The sequence below is a fragment of the Nocardioides immobilis genome (genome assembly GCF_003515065.1).
Classification (GTDB): domain Bacteria; phylum Actinomycetota; class Actinomycetes; order Propionibacteriales; family Nocardioidaceae; genus Nocardioides; species Nocardioides immobilis.
Genome location: NZ_QXGH01000009.1, coordinates 574,763 through 594,654, shown reverse-complemented (window position 1 = coordinate 594,654; position 19,892 = coordinate 574,763). Strand labels below are relative to the sequence as shown.

The window sequence follows — 19,892 nt, the reverse complement described above, 5'->3', positions numbered from 1 at the left end:
GAGGTCGATCACCGGCCGCACCAGCACGCTGGTGCCCGGGGTGCCCATCCATTCCTTGACCTGCTCCGGTGAGATCGGGGTGCGGGTGTTGGCGAACCGGCCGACCGCGCCGTCGGCCGTGTGGCCGCTGGTGTCGTTGAGGTGGACGATCAGCTCGACCCTGCGGCCGGGGACGGTGTGGGTGATCTCCCCGGTGTCGGGGTCGACGATCTGGAGGTCGAGGGCGAGGTCGTGGCGGGCGATCTCCCCCGAGCGCGACCGACCGGCGCAGGTCGAGGGAGTCCTCGCAGCCGAGCTGGCCGAGCAGCTTCGCGCGGCGGGCGACCGCGGTCTCGAGGTCGAGGGCGTCGGCGATGTCGAGGGTCGCGGTGACCTCCGCGGTGCCGTCGAACCCGACCCGGTCGAGGTCGATGTCGACGTGCCGGGTCTCCTGCGCCTGCTGCCGCTTCTCCTCGGCCGCGGCCGGGTCGTAGCGGACCAGGGCTGCCTCGACCAGCCGGTCGATCTGCGCCCAGGAGACCCCGTGGGCGATGGGTGCGAGCTGCCGGTCCACGAACCCAGCGGCATCGGCCGGGAGGGTGCGGGTGGTGTCGGCGAACCGCAGTGCCTTCCACACCGGCACTCGGCCTTGGAGGACCCGGGCCCAGGTCTTGGGGAGCCGGTAGGCCAGCTCGACCACCTGCCCGACATACGCACGTCCGGAGTCCAACGACCGCCCGACGAGGGCGGAGAGCTCCATCACCGCGAAGTCACTGATCAACGGGGCACCGGGTCCGGCGACCGGAAGCCCGGTGTCCAGACCCCGCTCGGTGATCGTCGAAGCCTCCGCCCCCTCGGCCACCACATGCTCGCCAGCCCACTCGGCGATCTCCCGAAGCAGGCCGATCTCGTGGTCGGCAATCGCCGCACGGCGGCCGCGAATCGCGGCCAACAGCTCCCGCGAACGCGTCACCGGGACACCTTCGACGGCCACGTCCGCCGGGGTGGCGGAGAGGTCGAAGAGGGGCGCGGTCCCGAGATCCATACTGAACACTCAACACCCGACCACCGACACATCGAAACGCGCGGAACCCGCCTGTGGACAGGCGGTTCACACTTCCCGGCCCTGTGGATCACAACTGGCTCGCCGGGATGCCGGGGCCTTGGTTTCGAGGCTCGGCGCTGGCGCGCCTCGCACCTCAACCAGCGGCCCGCCGTACTCCTCGCACCTCAACCTGCGGACAGCGCGGAGCGCCTCACGCCTCCTCGCACTCCCCGGACCGGCTGGTTGGATTGCCCCATGAAGCGCACTCTCGGGATGTGTCTGGCTGCCTTGCTCCTCCTCACCGCCTGCGGCCCGGACGACGGCCCGGACGAGGGCCCGGACGAGGACACGGCGGCCGGCGACCGGGAGTCGACGTCGGACGCCGGCGCCGGCACCAGGGTGACCGCGAAGGACGACAGCCTGTCCCTCGAGCTCCCCGAGGGCTGGGAGGAGATCGACCGGGAGCTGCCGGGAGCCGTGGTGCTCGCGGCCACGGAGGCGGGCGACGAGACGCAGCAGCTCATCGTCAGCCGGTACGACGGCGCCGACACGGCCGAGAACGAGGCGATCTTCTCGGCGACCGGGATCTCCGAGCAGGGCGGAGTCTGCGAGCGGCTCGACGACGACACGACGTACGGCGAACCGGGGCTGGCCTTCGACTGCGCCTTCACCGAGCCGGAGGTGTTCCGGAAGGTGCTGGTGCCGGTCGCAGGGGAGAACGAGTCGGCCGTCGTACTGGTCCAGCTGACCGTCACCTCGCTCGCCGAGACGGCCTCGGTGGTCACCCCGATGCTCGAAAGCATCGAGTGGGAATGAAAACCGGCTGCGCTCAGCGCCGCTGACGCGGACAATCGCACCTTGTGGGTCATGTAGAGGTCACCGGCGTCCGGTACGAGCTTCCCGACGGTCGGGTGCTGCTCGACGACGTCTCGTTCCGGGTGGGCGACGGCGCGAAGGTCGCGCTGGTCGGGGCCAACGGCGCCGGGAAGACCACGCTGCTGAAGATCATCACCGGCGAGCTCGTACCGCACGCGGGTGCCGTCACCCGCAGCGGAGGGCTGGGTGTCATGCGGCAGATGGTCGGCGCCGGTCTGGGCGAGGCCCCGACCGTCGCGGACCTCCTGCTGTCGATCAGCCCAGCTCGGGTCCGCGAAGCCGCGGCGGAGGTCGATCGCTGGGAGCGCGCCCTCATGGAGGTCGACGACGAGAGGACCCAGCTCGCCTACGCGCACGCTCTCAGCGAGTACAGCGACGCGGGCGGCTACGACCTCGAGGTCACCTGGGACGTCTGCACGGTCAAGGCGCTCGCGCTTCCCTACGACCGCGCGAAGTACCGCGAGCTGCGCACCCTGTCCGGCGGCGAGCAGAAGCGGATCGTGCTGGAGTACCTGCTCGCCGGCCCCGACGAGGTGCTGCTCCTCGACGAGCCGGACAACTTCCTGGACGTGCCCGGCAAGGTCTGGCTGGAGCAGCGGATCGCCGCCTCCGAGAAGACGATCCTCTTCATCAGCCACGACCGGGAGCTGCTCGCGAACACAGCGACCCGGGTGGTGACCGTCGAGCTCGGCGCGGCCGGCAACCTCGTCTGGACGCATCCCGGCGGCTTCGCGAGCTACCACGACGCGCGGAAGGACCGGTTCCTCCGGTTCGAGGAGATGCGCCGCCGCTGGGACGAGGAGCATGCGAAGCTCAAGGCGCTGGTGCTTCGCTACAAGATCAAGGCGGAGTACAACGACGGCTTGGCCAGCCAGTACAAGGCGGCGCAGACCCGGCTCCGGAAGTTCGAGGAGGCCGGCCCGCCGACCGAGCAGCCGCGCGAGCAGCAGGTCAGCATGCGGCTGTCGGGTGGCCGCACCGGCAAGCGCGCCGTGGTCTGTGAGTCGCTCGAGCTGACCGGCTTGATGAGGCCGTTCGACCTCGAGGTCTGGTACGGCGAGCGCGTGGCGGTCCTCGGCTCGAACGGCTCCGGCAAGTCGCACTTCCTGCGGCTGCTCGCCGCCGGCGGGAGCGATCCCGATGTCGAGCACCGACCGGTGGGCGACGTCGCCGTACAGCCGGTGCGGCACGCGGGTGTCGCCAAGCTCGGCGCGCGGGTCCGGCCCGGCTGGTTCGTGCAGACCCACGAGCACCCCGAGCTGGTCGGCCGCACGCTGCTCGAGATCCTCCACCGTGGCGACGGCAGCCCCAACGGCCGGCAGGGCATGGGGCGGGAGCAGGCGAGCCGGGTGCTCGACCGCTACGAGCTCAGCGTCGCCGCCGAGCAGAGGTTCGAGTCGCTCAGCGGCGGCCAGCAGGCGCGGTTCCAGATCCTGATGCTGGAGCTCTCCGGAGCAACCCTTCTGCTGCTCGACGAGCCGACCGACAACCTCGACGTGGCGTCGGCCGAAGCCCTCGAGGACGGACTCGCGGCGTTCGAGGGCACGGTCCTCGCCGTGACCCACGACCGGTGGTTTGCTCGGGGCTTCGACAGGTTCCTGGTGTTCGGCGCCGATGGTGGCGTCTACGAGTCCGACGATCCCGTGTGGGACGAGGGAAGGGTGGCACGAGTCAGATGAGCCTGCAGATCGAGGACGTCGACCCGTTCGACGACGACGCGCTCGCGATGTGGCTGGCTGTCACCAACGAGGTCGACCACCACGAGCGCGGCGACGCGGCCACACCCTGGACGCTGCCCGAGCTGATGGTGGGCGCCCGGGAGCCCCACAAGCACCGGAAGTCGATCCGCATCAACGGGGTCGTCGACGGGGTCGTGGTGGGGACCGGTCAGGTGCAGCTCCCGTTGCTCGACAACCTGTCCGCGGCCGACATCGACGTGAGCGTGCTGCCCGAGCACCGACGCCACGGCTACGGCACGGAGCTGCTCGCGTTCTGCGAGGGGATCGCCAAGGAGCACGACCGCACCCGGTTCGACGCGATGACCGCGTGGCCGTACGACGGTCCGGCCGACGGGGCCGGCACCTCCGGCGTCGAGTTCGCCAAGACCCACGGCTACGTCTTCGGCCTCGGCGACGTCCAGCGCGAGGTCACCCTCCCGGTCCCCGACACGATCCTCGACGAGCTGGCCGCGGAGGCGGCCGCGCGATCGGGGGACTACGAGCTGCGCTCCTGGACCGGCCCGTTCCCCGACGACGACCTGCTGCTCGGCTACCTCGAGCTGTCCTCGACCCTGATGACCGAGGCGCCGATGGGCGACAACGACTACGAGGACGAGGCGATCGACATCGAGGCCCATCGCATGCACGAGGCGGTGGTCGCCAAGCAGGGCCGCACGATGTACACGACCATCGCGATCGCGCCCGACGGCAAGATCGCGGCGTTCACCGACCTGATGGCCCCGTCGCACGAGACCACCCACGTCTACCAGTGGGGCACCCTTGCGCACCGTGCCCACCGCGGCCACCGGCTCGGGCTCGCGGTCAAGATCGCGAACCTGCGCGCGCTCCAGGCCACCGGTGAGTACGACGGGCGCCGGCTCGTCACCTGGAACGCCGAGGTCAACGACCACATGATCGGCATCAACGAGCGGATGGGCTTCGTCCCCACCGCCCGGGCCGGCGAGCTGCAGAAGAAGATCTGAGCCGCTTGGCACCCGGCGTTCCTGTCGCCCAGCTGGGGACCGGGCGACAGGAACGCCGAGAGTTCAGGTGGACGGGGCGTCGGACCCGAGCGCGAGCTCGGTCGTCTGCTGCTCACCGTCGCGGAGGAAGGTCACCGTCACCCGGTCGTCCGGGCGGTAGGAGCGGACCGTCGCGACCAGGGATCCCGAGCTGTCGATCGGGTGGTCGTCGATCCGGGTGATGACGTCGCCGGCCTGCAGGCCGGCATCCTCGGCTGCCGAGCCGTCCTCGATCGAGCGGACGGCAGCGCCGTTCTCGGCGTTCTCGACCTCGATCCCGAGCCGGGCGTGGGTCGGCGTCTCGCCGTTGCGCAGCTGCTCGACGATCGGGACGACCTCGTCGATCGGGATCGCGAAGCCCAGGCCGATCGAGCCGGCGTTGGGGTCGCTGCCGTCGGGAGTGCGGATCGAGGCGTTGATGCCGACGAGCTGACCGTCCATGTTGACGAGGGCGCCACCGCTGTTGCCGTGGTTGATCGCCGCGTCGGTCTGGATCGCGGGGTACGCCGTGGTGTTGCCGCTCTCGTCGCGTGCCACCTCGACCGGACGGTCGAGCGCGCTCACGATGCCGCTGGTGACCGTCGAGTCGAGGCCGTACGGCGAACCGATCGCCACTACCTGCTCGCCCACGTCGAGGTCGCCGGACTGGCCGATCGTCACCGGCGTGAGCCCGGAGACGCCGTCGGCCTGCACCAGCGCGGTGTCGGTCAGCGGGTCGGTGCCGACCACCTCGGCGCTGGCGGTGGAGCCGTCGGCGAACGACACGGTGACCTCGGCGGTCTCCGGGTCCGCGGCACCGGCCAGCGTGACCACGTGGTCGTTGGTGAGGATCAGGCCGTCCTCGCTGAGCACCACCCCGGACCCGCTGCCGGCCGACCCACCTGCGGTGACGTCGAGGGCGACGACGGACGGGAGCACCGCGTTCGCCACCTGCTCCACGCTGCCGTCGGGGGCGTCGTCGTCCGTCGTGTCGGCGACCTGGAGCGCCGACGACGTACCGTCCTGGCCGCTCCCGCCGCTGTCGTCATCCAACGCCGACCACGCAGCGGCGCCGGCCAGGCCCGCACCGCCGCCGACCACCAGGGCGCCCGCCAGCACCGCTGCTGCGAACCCACCGCGACGCGGACGCGGAACTCCCTGGGTCGGCGGCGGTGCACCCCATCCATCAGGGGGCGGCGGCAGCTGCTGGTACGACGGCGGTGCGGAGATCGTCATGCAGCAAGGGTGCTCAGCCAGCCTGTGAAGCGACTGAGACGCAGCCTCAGATTTGCTCTGAGATCTCAGACCTGGCGGTCGCGCCCTTCCCAGTACGGCGCCCGCAGCTCGCGCTTGAGCACCTTGCCGGTGGGGCTGCGGGGGAGTGCGGCCACCACGTCGACCGACCTCGGGCACTTGTAGTGCGCGAGCCGCTCGCGGGCGAACGCGATGATCTCCTCCTCCGTCGCGGTGGCGCCCTCCTTGAGCGCGACGAAACCCTTGACGGACTCGCCCCACTTCTCGTCGGGCACGCCGACGATCGCGACCTCCGCCACTGCCGGGTGCTCGGAGAGCACCCGCTCGACCTCAGGGGAGTAGATGGTCTCGCCGCCGCTGATGATCATGTCCTTGAGCCGGTCGGACACGTAGAGGAAGCCGTCCGCGTCGAGGTGGCCGATGTCGCCGGTGCGGAACCAGCCGTCCTCCGTGATCACCTCGCGGGTGGCGTCCGGCTTGTTGAGGTAGCCCGCCATCAGCTGGGGCGTGCGCATCCAGATCTCGCCCGCCTCGCCGGTCGGGAGCTCGGTGAGGGAGCCCGGCTCGACGATCCGCAGCTCGCAGCCGGGGATCGCCCGGCCCGCCGAGAGGAGGCGCTCGGGGTGCCCCTCAACCTCGGCGTTGCGGTGCTCGTCGGGCAGCAGGTGGGTCGCGACCCCGGAGACCTCGGTGAGGCCGTAGACCTGCATGAAGTCGGTGTTCGGCCAGGCCTCCATCGCGGCGCGCAGCAGCGGCGGCGGCATCGGCGAGGCGCCGTACGTGTAGATCTTCAGGGCGCTGAACAGCTTGATCGCGTCGGGTCCTGCCTGCAGGACCTGCGCCAGCACCGCCGGCACCAGGAACGTGCAGTTCGCGCCGGCGAGGATCGCACCGGCCAGCGACCCGGCGTCCGGCTCCCGGGTCATCACGCTGGGGATGCCGTCGTGGATGCCGAAGAGGACGTACGACGAGCCGCCCACGTGGAACAGCGGCATCGCCACCATCGACTTGTCACCGGGTCCGAACGCCCAGCCGTCGTGGGAGTTGACCGTGTGGCTGACCATGTTGCGATGCGTCAGCATCACGCCCTTGGGATGGCCGGTCGTGCCCGAGGAGTAGAGGATCAGGCAGACGTCGTCCTCGACCACGTCCGGCCCGTCGTCGCAGGTGATCGACCCGGCGAGGAAGGCCTCGTACTCGTCGCCCTCCCCGCCGTCCGGGCTGACCGTGATGATCTTCTCGACGTTCGGCAGCCGGTCGCGGATCGCCTCGACCGTCGGCATCAGCTCGGTGCCGACGAAGAGGATCTTCGCGCCGGAGTCGTTGACGACGTAGTCCACCTCGTCGCCGGCCATCCGCCAGTTGACGATCGCGTTGGCCGCGCCGATCGACCCAGCCGCCATGCTGATCTCGACGCAGGCGGGGTGGTTCTTGTCGAGGAACCCGACCACGTCGCCACGGGCGACGCCCAGCTCACGCAGGCCGCCGGCCGCCCGGTGCACCCGCTCGTGGAACTGCGCCCACGTCCAGGTGCGGTCGCCGTACGTCATCGCCTCCGCGTCCGGCGTGGCCTCCGCCCAGTAGTTGAGCCGGTCGTCGACGTACGTCGGCTCGGGTGGCTGCGCGGGCGGCCAGGTGCGGTGGGCGGGGGCGTCGGCGAGGGCGCTGTCGGGGCTCATCCGGGGATTGTGGCGTAGGCCACAGCCAGGCACAACGACCGCGCTGGGCAAGCCGCGAAGATCGGGCCGGTGTCGCTGCGGACCAGATGACGTGGCAGTCCGCTGAACGGGAGTACCCAGCGGTTCGGGTGCGGGATGATCGCCCGGTGGCCATCGAGGAGATCCTCGAGCGAGACGACGAGCTCGCGGTGCTCCGCGCTGCCGTCGATCGGCTGGTGGCCGGCCGCGGCGGCGTCGTCCTCGTCGAAGGGGCAGCCGGCACCGGTCGCACGACCCTGCTCGAGGCGGCGGTTGCGGACATCCCGGCCATGCTGTTGGTGGCGCGCGGGGGTGTGATGGAGTCAGGTGAGGCGTTCGGAGGAGTTCGCCAGCTGTTGCTTCCGATGCTCCGCCGGCTGCCGGCAGACGAACGCGTAGCCGTGCTCGGAGGGCCGGCGCGACTGGCGGCCCGGATCCTCGGGTTCGGTGAGGACATCGTCGACGAGAGCGCCCCGGACCCGTTCTTCAGCGTGCGGTGGCTGCTCGAGGAGCTGGCCGCGGGTCAGCCTCTGGTGCTTGCGGTCGACGACCTCCACTGGCTCGACGAGGAGTCGCGACGGGTGCTGACCCGGCTGGCGACCCGCCTGGAGGGCCTGCCTGTCCTGCTGCTCGCAACTGCCCGCCCTGCCGAACCGGGTGCCACGACGGACCTCACCGAGCTGCGGGGTGTGGCGGACGTGGTGAAGCTTGCAGCGCTCTCGGAGTCCGCGGTCGAGAGGTTGCTGCCGGGTCGTGATCCGGCCGACGCTCACCGCGTCACGGGCGGCAACCCGCGGCTGTTGCGCCAGCTCGCTGCCGTGCCGACCGACGTGCCGCTCGCGGACGCCCGGCTGCAGGGAGAAGGTGCGCGGGTGCTTGTCCGCGCCCGCCGGATCTCGCCCGCGGCGGAACAGGTCGTGCGCACGGTCGCGCTCTTCCCCGACGGAGCCCCGCTCGAGACCGTCGCCTGCGTCGCCGGCGTCACGCCGTCGGAGGTGGCCGACGACGTCGACGCCCTCCTGGCCTCGGACCTGCTGGCCGGCAACGACGTGCTGTGCTTCGCGGCCCCCGTGCTGAGGCGGGCGGTTCACGACGAGCTGGGCGCGTTCGCGCGCCGCGAGGCGCATGCCGAGGCTGCGCAGATGCTGCGCAAGCAGGGTGCGCCCGTCGAGGCAGTGGCGTCCCAGCTGCTGCTCGCCTCACCCCGCGGTGACGCCGAGGCGGTCCGCGTGCTGCGGGAGGCCGCGAACCAGGTGCCCGGTCCGATCGCTCGGCTGCGCTACCTCGAGCGCGCGCTCGCCGAGCCGCCGGTCCCCGGTCCGGACCGGGTGGACCTGCTCATCGACGTCGGTCGGCTGCGCGGGCGGCTCGGCCGCGCCGATGCGTGCGACGCCCTGCGGCAGGCGTACGACGACGCCCAGGACCCGGGGCGCCGCGCGGAGGCCGGCGTCCACCTGGCCGCTCTCCTGCACGGTGCCGGACGCCACGACGAGGGCCTCCTGGTGGTCCTCGAGCTCGGCCTGCTGCCCGCGGATGGCGTCGATCCCGAGCACCGGCAGCTCGCGCTGGCGCTGACGCTCGGCCTGGCACTGGAGACCGGCCGTCACGACGTCGCTCGGGACGCGCTGGCGACGCTCGGACCATCGCTGGAGCCACGAACGCCGGGGGAGCGCGCGGCACAGGAGATGCGCGGCTTCTTCGCGTGGGGTGAGAGCCCGGGTGGGGAGCTGGCACTGGACGGATCTGACCCCGACGGTCTCCCGGCGGCCTTCGCCGAGTACGGCATCGTGACCTTCGACGGATCGAACTCACTCTGCCTCGCAGGGGAGTTCGACCGGCTCGAGCGACTCGTGGAGGCACGGCTGCGGGTGGCGCGCGAGCGGGTCGATGAACAGGCACACCTGGTGGCGGTGGCGGGCCGCGCGCACGGACGTGCTTTGCGAGGTCACTGGCGGCTGGCGGAGGCCGATGCGCTGGAAGTGGTCGGGCACCCGGCTGCCGGCAACGACGTGGTGGTGACGTCAGTGGAGCTGTTGGCCCAGTGCTACGCGCGCCAGCTGCGGATCGAGGAGGCGGAGGCCGCGGCCGGACGGCTGCTCGAGCTGGGGGCGTCGCCGTTCCGGGCCGAGATCGCCCGCGCCATCATCGCCGGGGTCGTCGGCGATCCCACGCCGCAGCCGGTCTTCGAGCAGATCATTCGTAGCTATCTGGAGGCGGGGCTCACCCACCCGGCGCTGCGCCGGTGGACCTGCGAGCATGCCGAGTCCCTCGCGCGTGGCGGTCGCCGCGACGAGGCCGTCGCGGTGCTGACCGACTACCTCGACGAGGCCGAGCGGTACGGCGAGGCGGCCTCCATCGGTCAGGCGGCGACCGTTCTCGGTCGGCTGGTCGGCGGGGACGCCGGCCTCGCGCTGCTGGAGCGCGCCGTGGAGGTGCTCGGCCCGAGCCCCCACGAGTGGTTGCGAGGCTGGGCGCACGCGCGGCTCGGCGAGGCGCGCCGGCGCGCGGGGCATCGGGCCGACGCGCGACCGTTGCTCCATGCAGCGCTGGCCTACGCCGACGAGCACGGCGAAGAGCTCCTCGCGCGCACCGCGCGCGAGGAGCTCCGGCTCGCCGGGGGCCGCAACCGGGAGGCGGCGGCCCGGCGCCCCGACGACCTCACCCCGGCCGAGGCCCGGGTGGCCCGCCTGGCGGCGGAGGGCCTGAGCAACAAGGAGGTCGCGGCCGCGCTGTTCCTCACCGTGGGGAGTGTGCAGACGACGCTGGTCCGGGTGTTCCGCAAGCTCGAGGTCGGGTCGCGTCAGCTGCTGCCCGAGGCGCTGGCGGCCCGCGGGATCACGGTCGGTACGTCGTCTCGGAGCAGGTGACGACGATGTCCATCGGCGTGTTCGCCGCAAAGCCCCCGGCGGCGTTCTTGGCATAGGCGAGCACCCACTTGGTGTCCCCGGAGCCGTAGGTCATGTAGGCGGTGGTCACGTCCGGGTAGTTGTAGTTGCGGGTTGACGCGGTCACCGTGACGGCGCAGAGGTCCGGGTCCCAGCCCTCGAACCGCACGTAGTTGTAGCCGTACTTTCCGTACGCGTAGACGCTGGCCGGCCTCTCGCTGGCGGCGATCAGCTCGTTGGGGCCGAACTTCGCCCAGTAGACCGGCGCCTGCGAACCGGCGGGTCCGCGCTCGCCCTGGGGGCCGCGCGGGCCCTCGGGACCCGCCGGCCCCGTTTCTCCGGCCGGTCCCTGCTCGCCGGCCGGCCCCGATTCTCCGGCCGGTCCCTGCTCGCCCTGGGGTCCGCGCTGGGCGAGGCTCAGCGCCGTCTCGCCGTCGTCGCAACCCACGCCGGCTTCGGCGTCGATCACGCGGAGGCTGCCCTTGTGGTCGTAGCAGGTCGAGATCGACCCGTCGGCGCCCGGCACGTCGGCGACTGCGCTGACGACGCCGGCGGCGAGCAGGCCCGCGGCCGCGAGCGTCACGAGGGTCATGCTGCTGCCGCGATGGCGGCGGGTGCGGGTTTCGTTGATGTCCATCGGGTGCCTCCGTGGGTGGTCCTTGATCCGTGGATCCAGGCTCGTCGCCGGAGGCGCGCCGTCGCGACTATGGCGCCATAGCAATCGAATCCGAGGTCGCCGTACGCCGGTGCGGCCTACGCCACAACGACACCGCGCTGCCCCTCCCGGTCCAGGCCGGGAGGGGCAGCGCGGTGACGACGGGGGGTGTGGGTCAGGCCCAGCGAACCTCGGCCGGCACGAAGTCGAGCTGGCGCTGGCCGGTGTAGATCTGCTTGGGCCGGGCGATCTTCTGTTCCTTGTCCTGGACGAGCTCCAGCCACTGCGCGAGCCAGCCGGGCGTGCGGCCGATCGCGAACAGCACCGTGAACATCTCGGGCGGGAACTCCAGCGCCTCGTAGATGAGGCCGGAGTAGAAGTCGACGTTGGGGTAGAGCTTGCGCTTGATGAAGTACTCGTCCTCGAGCGCGATCTTCTCCAGCTCCTTGGCGACCTCGAGCAGCGGGTTGACCCCGGTGACCTCGAAGACGTCGTCGCAGGCCTTCTTGATGATCGTCGCGCGCGGGTCGAAGTTCTTGTAGACCCGGTGGCCGAAGCCCATCAGCCGCTCGTTGCCGTTCTTGACGCCGTCGATGAACGCCGGGATCTCGGACTTGTTGCCGATCCGGCGCAGCATCTTGAGCACCGCCTCGTTGGCGCCGCCGTGCAGCGGGCCGAAGAGTGCGCCGATGCCGGCCGCGACCGCCGAGTACGGGTCGACCTGCGACGAGCCGACGGAGCGGACCGCATTGGTCGAGCAGTTCTGCTCGTGGTCGGCGTGCAGGATGAAGAGCGTGTCGAGCGCCTTCGCGATGCGCGGGTCGGCGTCGTACTTCGTCTCGCTCATCTTGAACAGCATGGAGAGGAAGTTCTCCGAGTAGTTGAGCTCGTTGTCCGGGTAGATGTAGGGCTTGCCCTGCGCGTGGCGGAACGCCCAGGCACCGAGGGTCGGCATCTTGGCGATCATCCGGACGATCTGGATGTGCCGGTTGTCGGGGTCGGCGATGTTGGACGCCTCGGGGTAGAACGTCGACAAGGCCCCCACCGATGCCATCAGCATCCCCATCGGGTGCGCGTCGTACCGGAAGCCCTGCATGAACGCCTTGACGTTCTCGTGGACGAACGTGTGGTACGTGATGTGGTGGACCCAGTCGTCGTACTGCTCCTTGGACGGCAGGTCGCCGTGGATCAGCAGGTAGGCCACCTCGAGGAAGCTGGACTTCTCGGCCAGCTGCTCGATCGGGTATCCGCGGTACTCGAGGATCCCGGCCTCGCCGTCGATGTAGGTCACGGCGCTGCGGCACGAGGCCGTGTTGACGAAGCCGGGGTCGTACGTCGCAAGGCCCGGCTGGTCGTCAGCCGCCTTGATCTGACCCAGGTCAGCCGCACGGATGGTGCCGTCGGTGATCGGGATCTCGTACTCCGCGCCGGTGCGGTTGTCGCGTACGGTGAGAGAGTCAGTCACGCCCTGCACCGTAGTCCTAGCGCCCAGCCGGGCGTAAGGCGGTGTCCGGCTCGTGGCGTTTTGACCCCCCTCCGACGGGCCCGTAGTCTTGTCGGTCGCGTGTCCTGCCGCTTCCGCGTGCGGGGGCAGAGCCCCACCTTGACGGTCCAACCGAGGGTGGAGCCAGTGTTCGTCAGGAGACGCCTCGGCCGGAGCCTTCGGCCGGGTCCACCACGAACGACAGAAAGTGACGCAGCCATGCGCACCTATGCCCCGAAGCCCGGCGACGTCGAGCGCCAGTGGCTCGTGATCGACGCGACTGACGTCCCCCTGGGACGCCTCGCCACCACCACCGCCAACCTCCTGCGCGGCAAGCACAAGGCGATCTTCGCCCCGAACGCCGACACCGGTGACTACGTCATCATCGTCAACGCGGAGAAGGTCTCGCTGAGCGGCAAGAAGCGGACCGACAAGATGGTCTACCGCCACTCCGGTTTCCCGGGTGGTCTGACGGCGACCCCGATCGGCGAGGTCATCGACAAGGACGCCCGCAAGGCCATCGAGAAGGCCGTCTGGGGCATGGTCCCCAAGAACAAGCTCGGTCGGCAGATGCTGAAGAAGCTGAAGGTCTACACCGGCCCCGCCCACCCGCACCAGGCCCAGCAGGCCGTTCCGTACGAGATCACCAAGATCTCCCAGTGACGTCGACCGAAGCAACGAAGAGGACCAATACCTTGTCTGAAAACACTGTGCAGACCGGCGACGTCGAGGAGACCTTCGAGGTCGACGAGCAGGGTGTCGCGTACACCAGCGAGACCTCCGGCTCGGCTGCCGCCGTGTCCGACCGTCCGGCCACGATCGCCCCGGGCGCTGCGACCGGCCGCCGCAAGGAGGCTGTCGCCCGTGTCCGGATCGTCCCCGGCACCGGCGTCTGGACCATCAACGGCCGCACGCTCGAGTCGTACTTCCCGAACAAGCTGCACCAGCAGGTCGTCAACGAGCCGTTCACGGCTCTCGGCCTCGAGGGTCGCTTCGACGTGATCGCCCGGATCCACGGCGGCGGCATCACCGGCCAGGCCGGTGCCCTCCGTCTCGGCGTGGCGCGGTCGCTGAACCAGATCGACCTCGACGCCAACCGCGCGACGCTGAAGAAGGCCGGTCTCCTGACCCGTGACGCTCGCGCGACCGAGCGCAAGAAGGCCGGTCTCAAGAAGGCCCGCAAGGCTCCGCAGTACTCGAAGCGCTGATCTCGCACTCTCAGTGCGGATCTTCGGCACGGACGGGGTCCGGGGCCTGGCCAACGGTCAACTGACCGGAGAGCTGGCCCTGGGCCTCGGCGTCGCTGCTGCCCGGGTGCTCGTCGAGCACGGTGGGCTCGGGAGCGGTCGTCAGCGCCCGCTCGCGGTCGTCGGCCGCGACACCCGGATCTCGGGGCAGTTCCTGGAGCACGCCGTCGTGGCCGGCCTCGCGTCGGCCGGGGTCGACGTGCTCCGCCTGCGGGTGCTGCCGACCCCGGGCGTCGCCTACTTCACCGACGCCCTCGGGGCCGACGTGGGCGTCGTGATCTCCGCGTCGCACAACCCGATGCCGGACAACGGCATCAAGTTCCTTGCCCGCGGCGGGGTGAAGCTCGACGACGCGCTCGAGCGCGAGATCGAGGAGCACCTCGACCAGGAGTGGGACCGGCCGACCGGCGCCGAGGTGGGCCGGGTGACGCCGTACGGACCCACCGTGGAGGAGTACGCCGCGCACCTGGTCGCCACGCTCGACAAGCCGCTCGCCGGTCTCCGGGTGGTCCTCGACTGCGCGAACGGTGCAGCCAGTGAGGTCGGCCCGCGCGCGCTCGCCGAAGCCGGCGCCGAGGTGATCGCCATCGGCGCCGAGCCGGACGGCCTCAACATCAACGACGGCTGCGGCTCCACCCACCTCGAGCCGCTCCAGCGTGCCGTCGTCGAGCACGGCGCCGACGCGGGCTTCGCGGTCGACGGCGACGCCGACCGCTGCCTGGCCGTCGACCACACCGGTGCCGTCGTCGACGGCGACCAGATCATGGCGATCCTCGCGCTCGCGCTGCGGGAGACCGGCGGCCTCGTCGACGACACCCTGGTCGCGACCGTGATGAGCAACCTCGGCCTCGTCCAGGCGCTCACCTCCGCCGGCATCACCGTGCGGCAGGCGCCCGTGGGTGACCGTTACGTCCTCGAGGACATGCGTGCCGGCGGCTACTCCCTGGGCGGCGAGCAGTCGGGTCACGTGATCATGCGCGCCCACGCCACCACGGGCGACGGCCTGCTGACCGCTCTGCACGTGATGCAGCGGATGGTCGTGACCGGCAAGACCCTCCACGAGCTCGCCAGCGTCATGACCCGGCTGCCGCAGGTGCTCGTCAACGTGCCCGACGTCGACAAGGACCGCTGCGACGACGCGGAGCTCCTCGCCGCCGTCGGAGCGGCCGAGGCCGAGCTCGGCGACACCGGCCGGGTGCTGCTGCGCCCCTCCGGCACCGAGCCGCTGGTGCGGGTCATGGTCGAGGCGCCGACCGCCGACCAGGCGCAGTCGGTCGCCGACCGGCTGGCGGACGTCGTCCGCGCCCGCCTGTCGCTCTGACGCCCGATCAGATCTTGCGCAGCCGCACGTAGCGGACCGAGTGGTCGGCGTCCTTGCGCAGCACCAGCGTGGCGCGGGAGCGGGTGGGGAGCACGTTCTGCTCGAGGTTGGGGCCGTTGATGGTGTCCCAGATCCGGCGGGCCTCGTCGATGGCGACGTCGTGGGTGAGCTGGGCGTACTTCGCGAAGTAGGAGTGGGGGTCGCGGAAGGCGGTCTCGCGGAGCCGCAGGAAGCGGTCGACGTACCAGTCGCGGATGTGGGCCACGGCGGCGTCGACGAAGATCGAGAAGTCGAAGAAGTCCGAGAGCCCGAGGCCGGTGCGGCCGTCGCCGCGCGCCCGAGCGGGCTGGAGCACGTTGAGGCCCTCGAGGATCAGGATGTCGGGGCTGTTGATGACGGTCTTCTCGTCGGGCACGACGTCGTAGATCAGGTGGGAGTACGTCGGCGCGAGCACCTCGTCCTTTCCGGACTTGATGTCGACGACGAACTTCATCAGCGCGCGGCGGTCGTAGGACTCCGGGAAGCCCTTGCGGTCCAGCAGGCCGCGGCGCTCGAGCTCGGCGTTCGGGTAGAGGAACCCGTCGGTCGTGACCAGCGCGACGTTCGGGTGGGCTGGCCAGCGCGCCAGCATCTGCTGCAGCACCCGGGCCGTGGTCGACTTCCCGGCTGCGACCGACCCGGCGAGGCCGATCACGAACGGCGTCCGCGGCGGCGTGCTCCGGTGCAGGAACTCCTCCTGCGCGCGGTGCAGCGCGCCCGCCGCCTCGACCCGCAGGCTGAGCAGGCGCGACAGCGGCAGGTAGACCTGCACGATCTCGTCGAGGTCGAGGGCGTCACCGAGGCCGCGCAGCGCGAGGATCTCGTCCTCGGTCAGCGGGCTCTCGCTCTCCGAGGCCAGCGCGGCCCAGGTCGCCCGGTCGAGCTCGAGGTACGGCGAGGACTCGCGGGTCGACTCGTGAGACTCCTCCCCGGCTGCGGGTTGGTCCGACTCCGTCGTCGACATGGCGGCGATTCTTCCAGCACCGCGTATGTCACGCGGCAGTGGCTGTCCAGGAAGGGTCCCCGGTACCCGTAGAGTGATGCGCCATGTGCGGGATCGTCGGCTACGTCGGACCCCAGCGCGCGCAGGACGTCGTGATCGACGGCCTCCGGCGGCTGGAGTACCGCGGCTACGACTCCGCCGGGGTCGCGGTCGTCCACCAGGGCGAGCTGGCGGTCGCCAAGCGCTCCGGCAAGCTGGCCAACCTCGAGAAGGAGCTGGCCGACCACCCGCTCCCGCCGGCCCACACCGGCATCGGGCACACCCGGTGGGCCACCCACGGCCCGCCCAACGACGCCAACGCCCACCCGCACACCGGCGGCGCTCGCCGGGTGGCGCTGGTGCACAACGGGATCATCGAGAACTTCCGCGAGCTCCGGGCCCGGATCGAGGCGGACGACCACGCCTTCCTCTCCGAGACCGACACCGAGATCGCGGCCCACCTGGTGGAGCTCCAGGTGCAGTCCGGCGTCGACCTGCCCGTCGCGATGCAGCGGGTGTGCCAGCAGCTCGACGGCGCGTTCACACTGGTCGCCGTCGACGCCGAGGACCCGGACCGGGTGGTGGCGGCCCGGCGCAACAGCCCGCTGGTGGTCGGCCTCGGCGACGGGGAGAACTTCCTCGGCTCCGACGTCGCGGCGTTCATCGAGCACACCCGGGAAGCGCTCGAGCTCGGCCAGGACCAGATCGTCACCATCACCCGTGACGACGTCACGGTCACGGACTTCTGGGGGCGGCCGGTCGAGGCCAAGCGGTTCCACGTCGACTGGGACCTCTCGGCCGCCGAGAAGGACGGCCACGACTGGTTCATGCGCAAGGAGATCTTCGAGCAGCCGCGCGCGGTCGCCGACTCGCTGATCGGGCGTCGTACGACCGCCGGGCTGCTCGCCCTCGACGAGATGCGGCTGGCGGACGAGGAGATCCGCGACCTCGACAAGATCATCATCATCGCGTGCGGCACCTCGTTCTACGCCGGCATGGTCGCCAAGTACGCCATCGAGCACTGGACCCGCACGCCGGTGGAGGTCGAGCTCGCCTCGGAGTTCCGCTACCGCGACCCGATCGTCGACCAGACGACGCTGGTCGTCGCGATCAGCCAGTCGGGCGAGACCGCCGACACGCTGCAGGCGATCCGGCACGCGAAGAGCCAGCGGGCCAGGGTGCTCGCCATCTGCAACACCAACGGCTCCTCGATCCCGCGCGAGTCGGACGCGGTGATCTACACCCACGCCGGCCCCGAGATCGGGGTCGCGTCGACCAAGGGCTTCCTGACCCAGCTGGTGGCGTGCTACCTGCTCGCGCTCTACGTCGCGCAGGTCAAGGGGACCCGCTACGGCGACGAGATCGACGAGATCATGGTCCAGCTCGAGGCGATGCCCGATCACATCGCCACCGTGCTCGAGCAGGCAGAGTCGGTCTACGAGCTCGCCCGGGCGCACGTCGGCACCCGGTCGGTGCTGTTCCTCGGCCGTCACGCCGGCTACCCGGTCGCCCTCGAGGGCGCGCTCAAGCTCAAGGAGCTCGCCTACCTCCACGCCGAGGGCTTCGCCGCCGGCGAGCTCAAGCACGGGCCCATCGCCCTCATCGAGGACGGCCTGCCCGTCCTGTGCGTCGTCCCGCCCCGCGGCCGGGACCAGTTGCACGGCAAGATGATCAGCGGCATCCAAGAGGTGCGCGCCCGCGGCGCTCTCACGATCTGCCTGGCCGAGGAGGGCGACCGCAAGATCGAGCCGTACGCCGACCACCTGATCCGGCTCCCACAGGTCCCCGTGCTCCTCCAGCCGCTCGTCGCGATCGTCCCGCTCCAGCTCTTCGCCTGCGAGCTGGCCACCGCGCTCGGGCACGACGTCGACCAGCCGCGCAACCTGGCCAAGTCCGTCACGGTGGAGTGAAGCGGGGCATGGGCTCGTGGCAGTGATCGGGGTCGGCATCGATGTCTGTGAGCTCGACCGCTTCGCCGCCTCGATCGAGCGCACGCCCGCGCTCGCCGTGCGTCTCTTCACCGAGGCCGAGCGGACCCTGCCGACCGCGTCGCTCGCCGCGCGGTTCGCCGCCAAGGAGGCCCTGGCCAAGGCGCTCGGCGCCCCCCGCGGCATGGAGTGGCACGACGCCGAGGTGATCCGCGAGGAGTCCGGGCGGCCCGTCTTCGAGATCCGCGGCACCGTGCTCGCCCAGGCCCAGGCGCTCGGCGTCAACCACGTGCACCTCTCCCTGTCCCACGACGCCGGCATCGCCTCCGCGATGGTCGTCCTGGAGAGCTGATGCTCCGCGCGCACACGGTCGAACAGGTCCGGGCGGCCGAGGCGACGCTCCTCGCCGCGCTGCCCGAGGGCGCCCTGATGCAGCGCGCCGCGCATGGGCTGGCGTACGCCGTACTGGATCTCCTCGGCGGCGGCTACGGGCGTCGCGTGCTGCTGCTCGTCGGCTCGGGGGACAACGGCGGTGACGCGCTGTACGCCGGCGCCGTGCTCGCGCGGCGAGGGGCGTACGTCGAGGCGTGGCTGCTGTCCGACCGGGCGCACCAGGATGGGGTGGCGGCGCTCCGGGAGGCAGGCGGGCGGGTCATCGATCCGCCGCTGGTTGAGGTGCGACGAGCGCAGCGAGGAGCCTCGAAGCCAAGGCGCGACTTCGACGTGGTGGTCGACGGGATCGTCGGCATCGGCGGCCGCCCGCCACTGCGGCCGGACGCGGCCGCGGCACTCGACGCCGTGGCCGGTGTCCCGGTGGTCGCGGTCGACATCCCCTCGGGCGTCGACGTCGACACCGGCGAGCTCGCCGGGTCGCACGTGACGGCCGACGTGACGGTCACGTTCGGCACCCACAAGGTCGCCCAGCTCGTCGATCCGGCAGCGCAGCACAGCGGCGTCGTGCACCTGGTCGACATCGGCCTCGACCTGCCGGAGCCGGCGCTCGAGGCGCTGCAGCCGGCGGACGTGGCGGCGCTGCTGCCGTGGCCCGACCCGCAGGCGCACAAGTACACCCGCGGTGTGGTCGGCGTCCGCGCGGGCTCGGCGACCTACCCCGGTGCAGCGCTCCTCAGCGTGGCCGGCGCGGACTGCGGGCTCGCGGGCATGGTCCGGTACGTCGGCGACCCGGCGGTGGTGGACCGGGTGCGGGAGGCCCATCCCGACGTGGTGGGGGACGGCCGGGTCCAGGCCTGGGTCGTGGGGTCCGGCAGCGACAGCGGGGCCGAGGAGGCGTTGCAGGCCGCGCTGGCCGACGAGGTGCCGCTGGTCGTCGATGCCGACGCGCTGGAGTTCGCGGACCTCGTCACCGGGCTGCCCGCCGTACTCACTCCGCACGCGGGCGAGCTCGCGACGATGCTCGGCGAGGACCGCGTCGACGTCGAGGCCCGCCCCCTCCACCACGTCCGCGCCGCCGCCGACGTCTACGGCACGACTGTGCTCCTGAAGGGCCGCCACTCGCTCGTCGCGGAGCCGGGACGGCCGGTCCGGGTGACCACGACCGGCATTCCGTGGCTCGCCACCGCCGGCGCCGGCGACGTGCTCGGTGGGGTGATCGGCGCACTGCTGGCCGCCGGCCTGACGCCGTACGACGCCGCGTCGGTCGGGTCCTGGCTGCACGGCGCGGCTGCCACCCTGGCATCCCGTGGCGGCCCGATCGTGGCCACCGACGTGGCGCGCGCGCTGCCGGGGGTCATCGCGACGCTGCCGGCATGATGGGAGAATCGG

15 protein-coding genes and 1 pseudogene are annotated in these 19,892 nt (G+C 71.4%); 10 read left to right on the top strand and 6 right to left on the bottom strand.

The features are described from left to right. Window positions 1-1,024 (bottom strand): annotated as a pseudogene (locus tag D0Z08_RS03690) (hypothetical protein); the annotation flags it as partial. Window positions 1,025-1,279: 255 nt separating this feature from the next. On the opposite strand from D0Z08_RS03690, the gene D0Z08_RS03685 reads away from it, so the two are divergent. The 3 genes from D0Z08_RS03685 to D0Z08_RS03675 are packed head-to-tail and all read left to right on the top strand — an operon-like array spanning window position 1,280 to window position 4,601. Then, entirely contained in the window at window positions 1,280-1,840 is a 561-nt protein-coding gene (locus D0Z08_RS03685) for a hypothetical protein (RefSeq protein WP_118922676.1), read from the top strand. Between the two features lie 44 nt (window positions 1,841-1,884). Further along, window positions 1,885-3,579, top strand: a complete 1,695-nt coding sequence (locus tag D0Z08_RS03680; RefSeq protein WP_118922674.1) for an ABC-F family ATP-binding cassette domain-containing protein — start codon at window positions 1,885-1,887, stop codon at window positions 3,577-3,579. Next, window positions 3,576-4,601 carry a GNAT family N-acetyltransferase gene (locus D0Z08_RS03675; RefSeq protein ID WP_118922672.1) on the top strand — a complete coding sequence of 342 codons (1,026 nt, stop codon included), beginning with the start codon at window positions 3,576-3,578 and terminating at the stop codon, window positions 4,599-4,601. Before D0Z08_RS03680 ends, D0Z08_RS03675 begins: the two co-directional genes overlap by 4 nt. Before the next feature lie 63 nt (window positions 4,602-4,664). Here the strand turns inward: D0Z08_RS03675 and D0Z08_RS03670 are convergent, their stop codons facing one another. Beyond that, window positions 4,665-5,855: a S1C family serine protease gene (locus D0Z08_RS03670; RefSeq protein WP_118922670.1), complete on the bottom strand. Its 1,191-nt coding sequence runs from the start codon at window positions 5,853-5,855 to the stop codon at window positions 4,665-4,667. 65 nt (window positions 5,856-5,920) lie between these two features. Continuing rightward, window positions 5,921-7,552 carry a long-chain-fatty-acid--CoA ligase gene (locus D0Z08_RS03665; RefSeq protein WP_118922668.1) on the bottom strand — a complete coding sequence of 544 codons (1,632 nt, stop codon included), beginning with the start codon at window positions 7,550-7,552 and terminating at the stop codon, window positions 5,921-5,923. Window positions 7,553-7,698: 146 nt separating this feature from the next. On the opposite strand from D0Z08_RS03665, the gene D0Z08_RS03660 reads away from it, so the two are divergent. Beyond that, window positions 7,699-10,437 (top strand): AAA family ATPase, encoded by a 2,739-nt coding sequence (locus D0Z08_RS03660; RefSeq protein ID WP_182481121.1) that lies wholly within the window; start codon window positions 7,699-7,701, stop codon window positions 10,435-10,437. Here D0Z08_RS03660 and D0Z08_RS31890 read toward each other — a convergent pair. Beyond that, window positions 10,406-11,092 carry a collagen-like protein gene (locus tag D0Z08_RS31890; protein ID WP_182481120.1) on the bottom strand — a complete coding sequence of 229 codons (687 nt, stop codon included), beginning with the start codon at window positions 11,090-11,092 and terminating at the stop codon, window positions 10,406-10,408. The two genes, D0Z08_RS03660 and D0Z08_RS31890, sit on opposite strands and share 32 nt — an antisense overlap. Window positions 11,093-11,285: 193 nt before the next feature. Next, complete coding sequence (locus tag D0Z08_RS03650; protein WP_118922812.1) at window positions 11,286-12,575, bottom strand: citrate synthase; 1,290 nt, start codon at window positions 12,573-12,575, stop codon at window positions 11,286-11,288. Between the two features lie 237 nt (window positions 12,576-12,812). Between D0Z08_RS03650 and rplM the strand changes: the two genes are divergently transcribed. The 3 genes from rplM to glmM are packed head-to-tail and all read left to right on the top strand — an operon-like array spanning window position 12,813 to window position 15,161. After that, on the top strand, window positions 12,813-13,256 hold the full coding sequence (gene rplM / locus D0Z08_RS03645) for a 50S ribosomal protein L13 (RefSeq protein ID WP_118922664.1): 444 nt from the start codon (window positions 12,813-12,815) through the stop codon (window positions 13,254-13,256). Then, window positions 13,253-13,801, top strand: a complete 549-nt coding sequence (gene rpsI, locus D0Z08_RS03640; RefSeq protein ID WP_425454036.1) for a 30S ribosomal protein S9 — start codon at window positions 13,253-13,255, stop codon at window positions 13,799-13,801. The genes rplM and rpsI overlap by 4 nt, the downstream gene beginning before the upstream one ends. A 13-nt stretch (window positions 13,802-13,814) precedes the next feature. Then, the gene (gene glmM, locus D0Z08_RS03635) at window positions 13,815-15,161 is read left to right on the top strand and encodes a phosphoglucosamine mutase (RefSeq protein ID WP_118922660.1); all 1,347 of its coding nucleotides are present in this window, start codon (window positions 13,815-13,817) and stop codon (window positions 15,159-15,161) included. 7 nt (window positions 15,162-15,168) lie between these two features. Here the strand turns inward: glmM and coaA are convergent, their stop codons facing one another. After that, window positions 15,169-16,164: a type I pantothenate kinase gene (gene coaA / locus D0Z08_RS03630; RefSeq protein WP_118922658.1), complete on the bottom strand. Its 996-nt coding sequence runs from the start codon at window positions 16,162-16,164 to the stop codon at window positions 15,169-15,171. A gap of 83 nt (window positions 16,165-16,247) precedes the next feature. Between coaA and glmS the strand changes: the two genes are divergently transcribed. From glmS to D0Z08_RS03615, 3 genes are read left to right on the top strand one after another with little or no spacing between them, the layout of a single operon-like run. Beyond that, window positions 16,248-18,092 (top strand): glutamine--fructose-6-phosphate transaminase (isomerizing), encoded by a 1,845-nt coding sequence (gene glmS, locus D0Z08_RS03625; RefSeq protein ID WP_118922656.1) that lies wholly within the window; start codon window positions 16,248-16,250, stop codon window positions 18,090-18,092. Between the two features lie 16 nt (window positions 18,093-18,108). Next, on the top strand, window positions 18,109-18,462 hold the full coding sequence (locus D0Z08_RS03620; RefSeq protein ID WP_118922654.1) for a holo-ACP synthase: 354 nt from the start codon (window positions 18,109-18,111) through the stop codon (window positions 18,460-18,462). Further along, complete coding sequence (locus D0Z08_RS03615) at window positions 18,462-19,880, top strand: NAD(P)H-hydrate epimerase (protein WP_118922651.1); 1,419 nt, start codon at window positions 18,462-18,464, stop codon at window positions 19,878-19,880. Before D0Z08_RS03620 ends, D0Z08_RS03615 begins: the two co-directional genes overlap by 1 nt. Window positions 19,881-19,892: the final 12 nt, after the last annotated feature.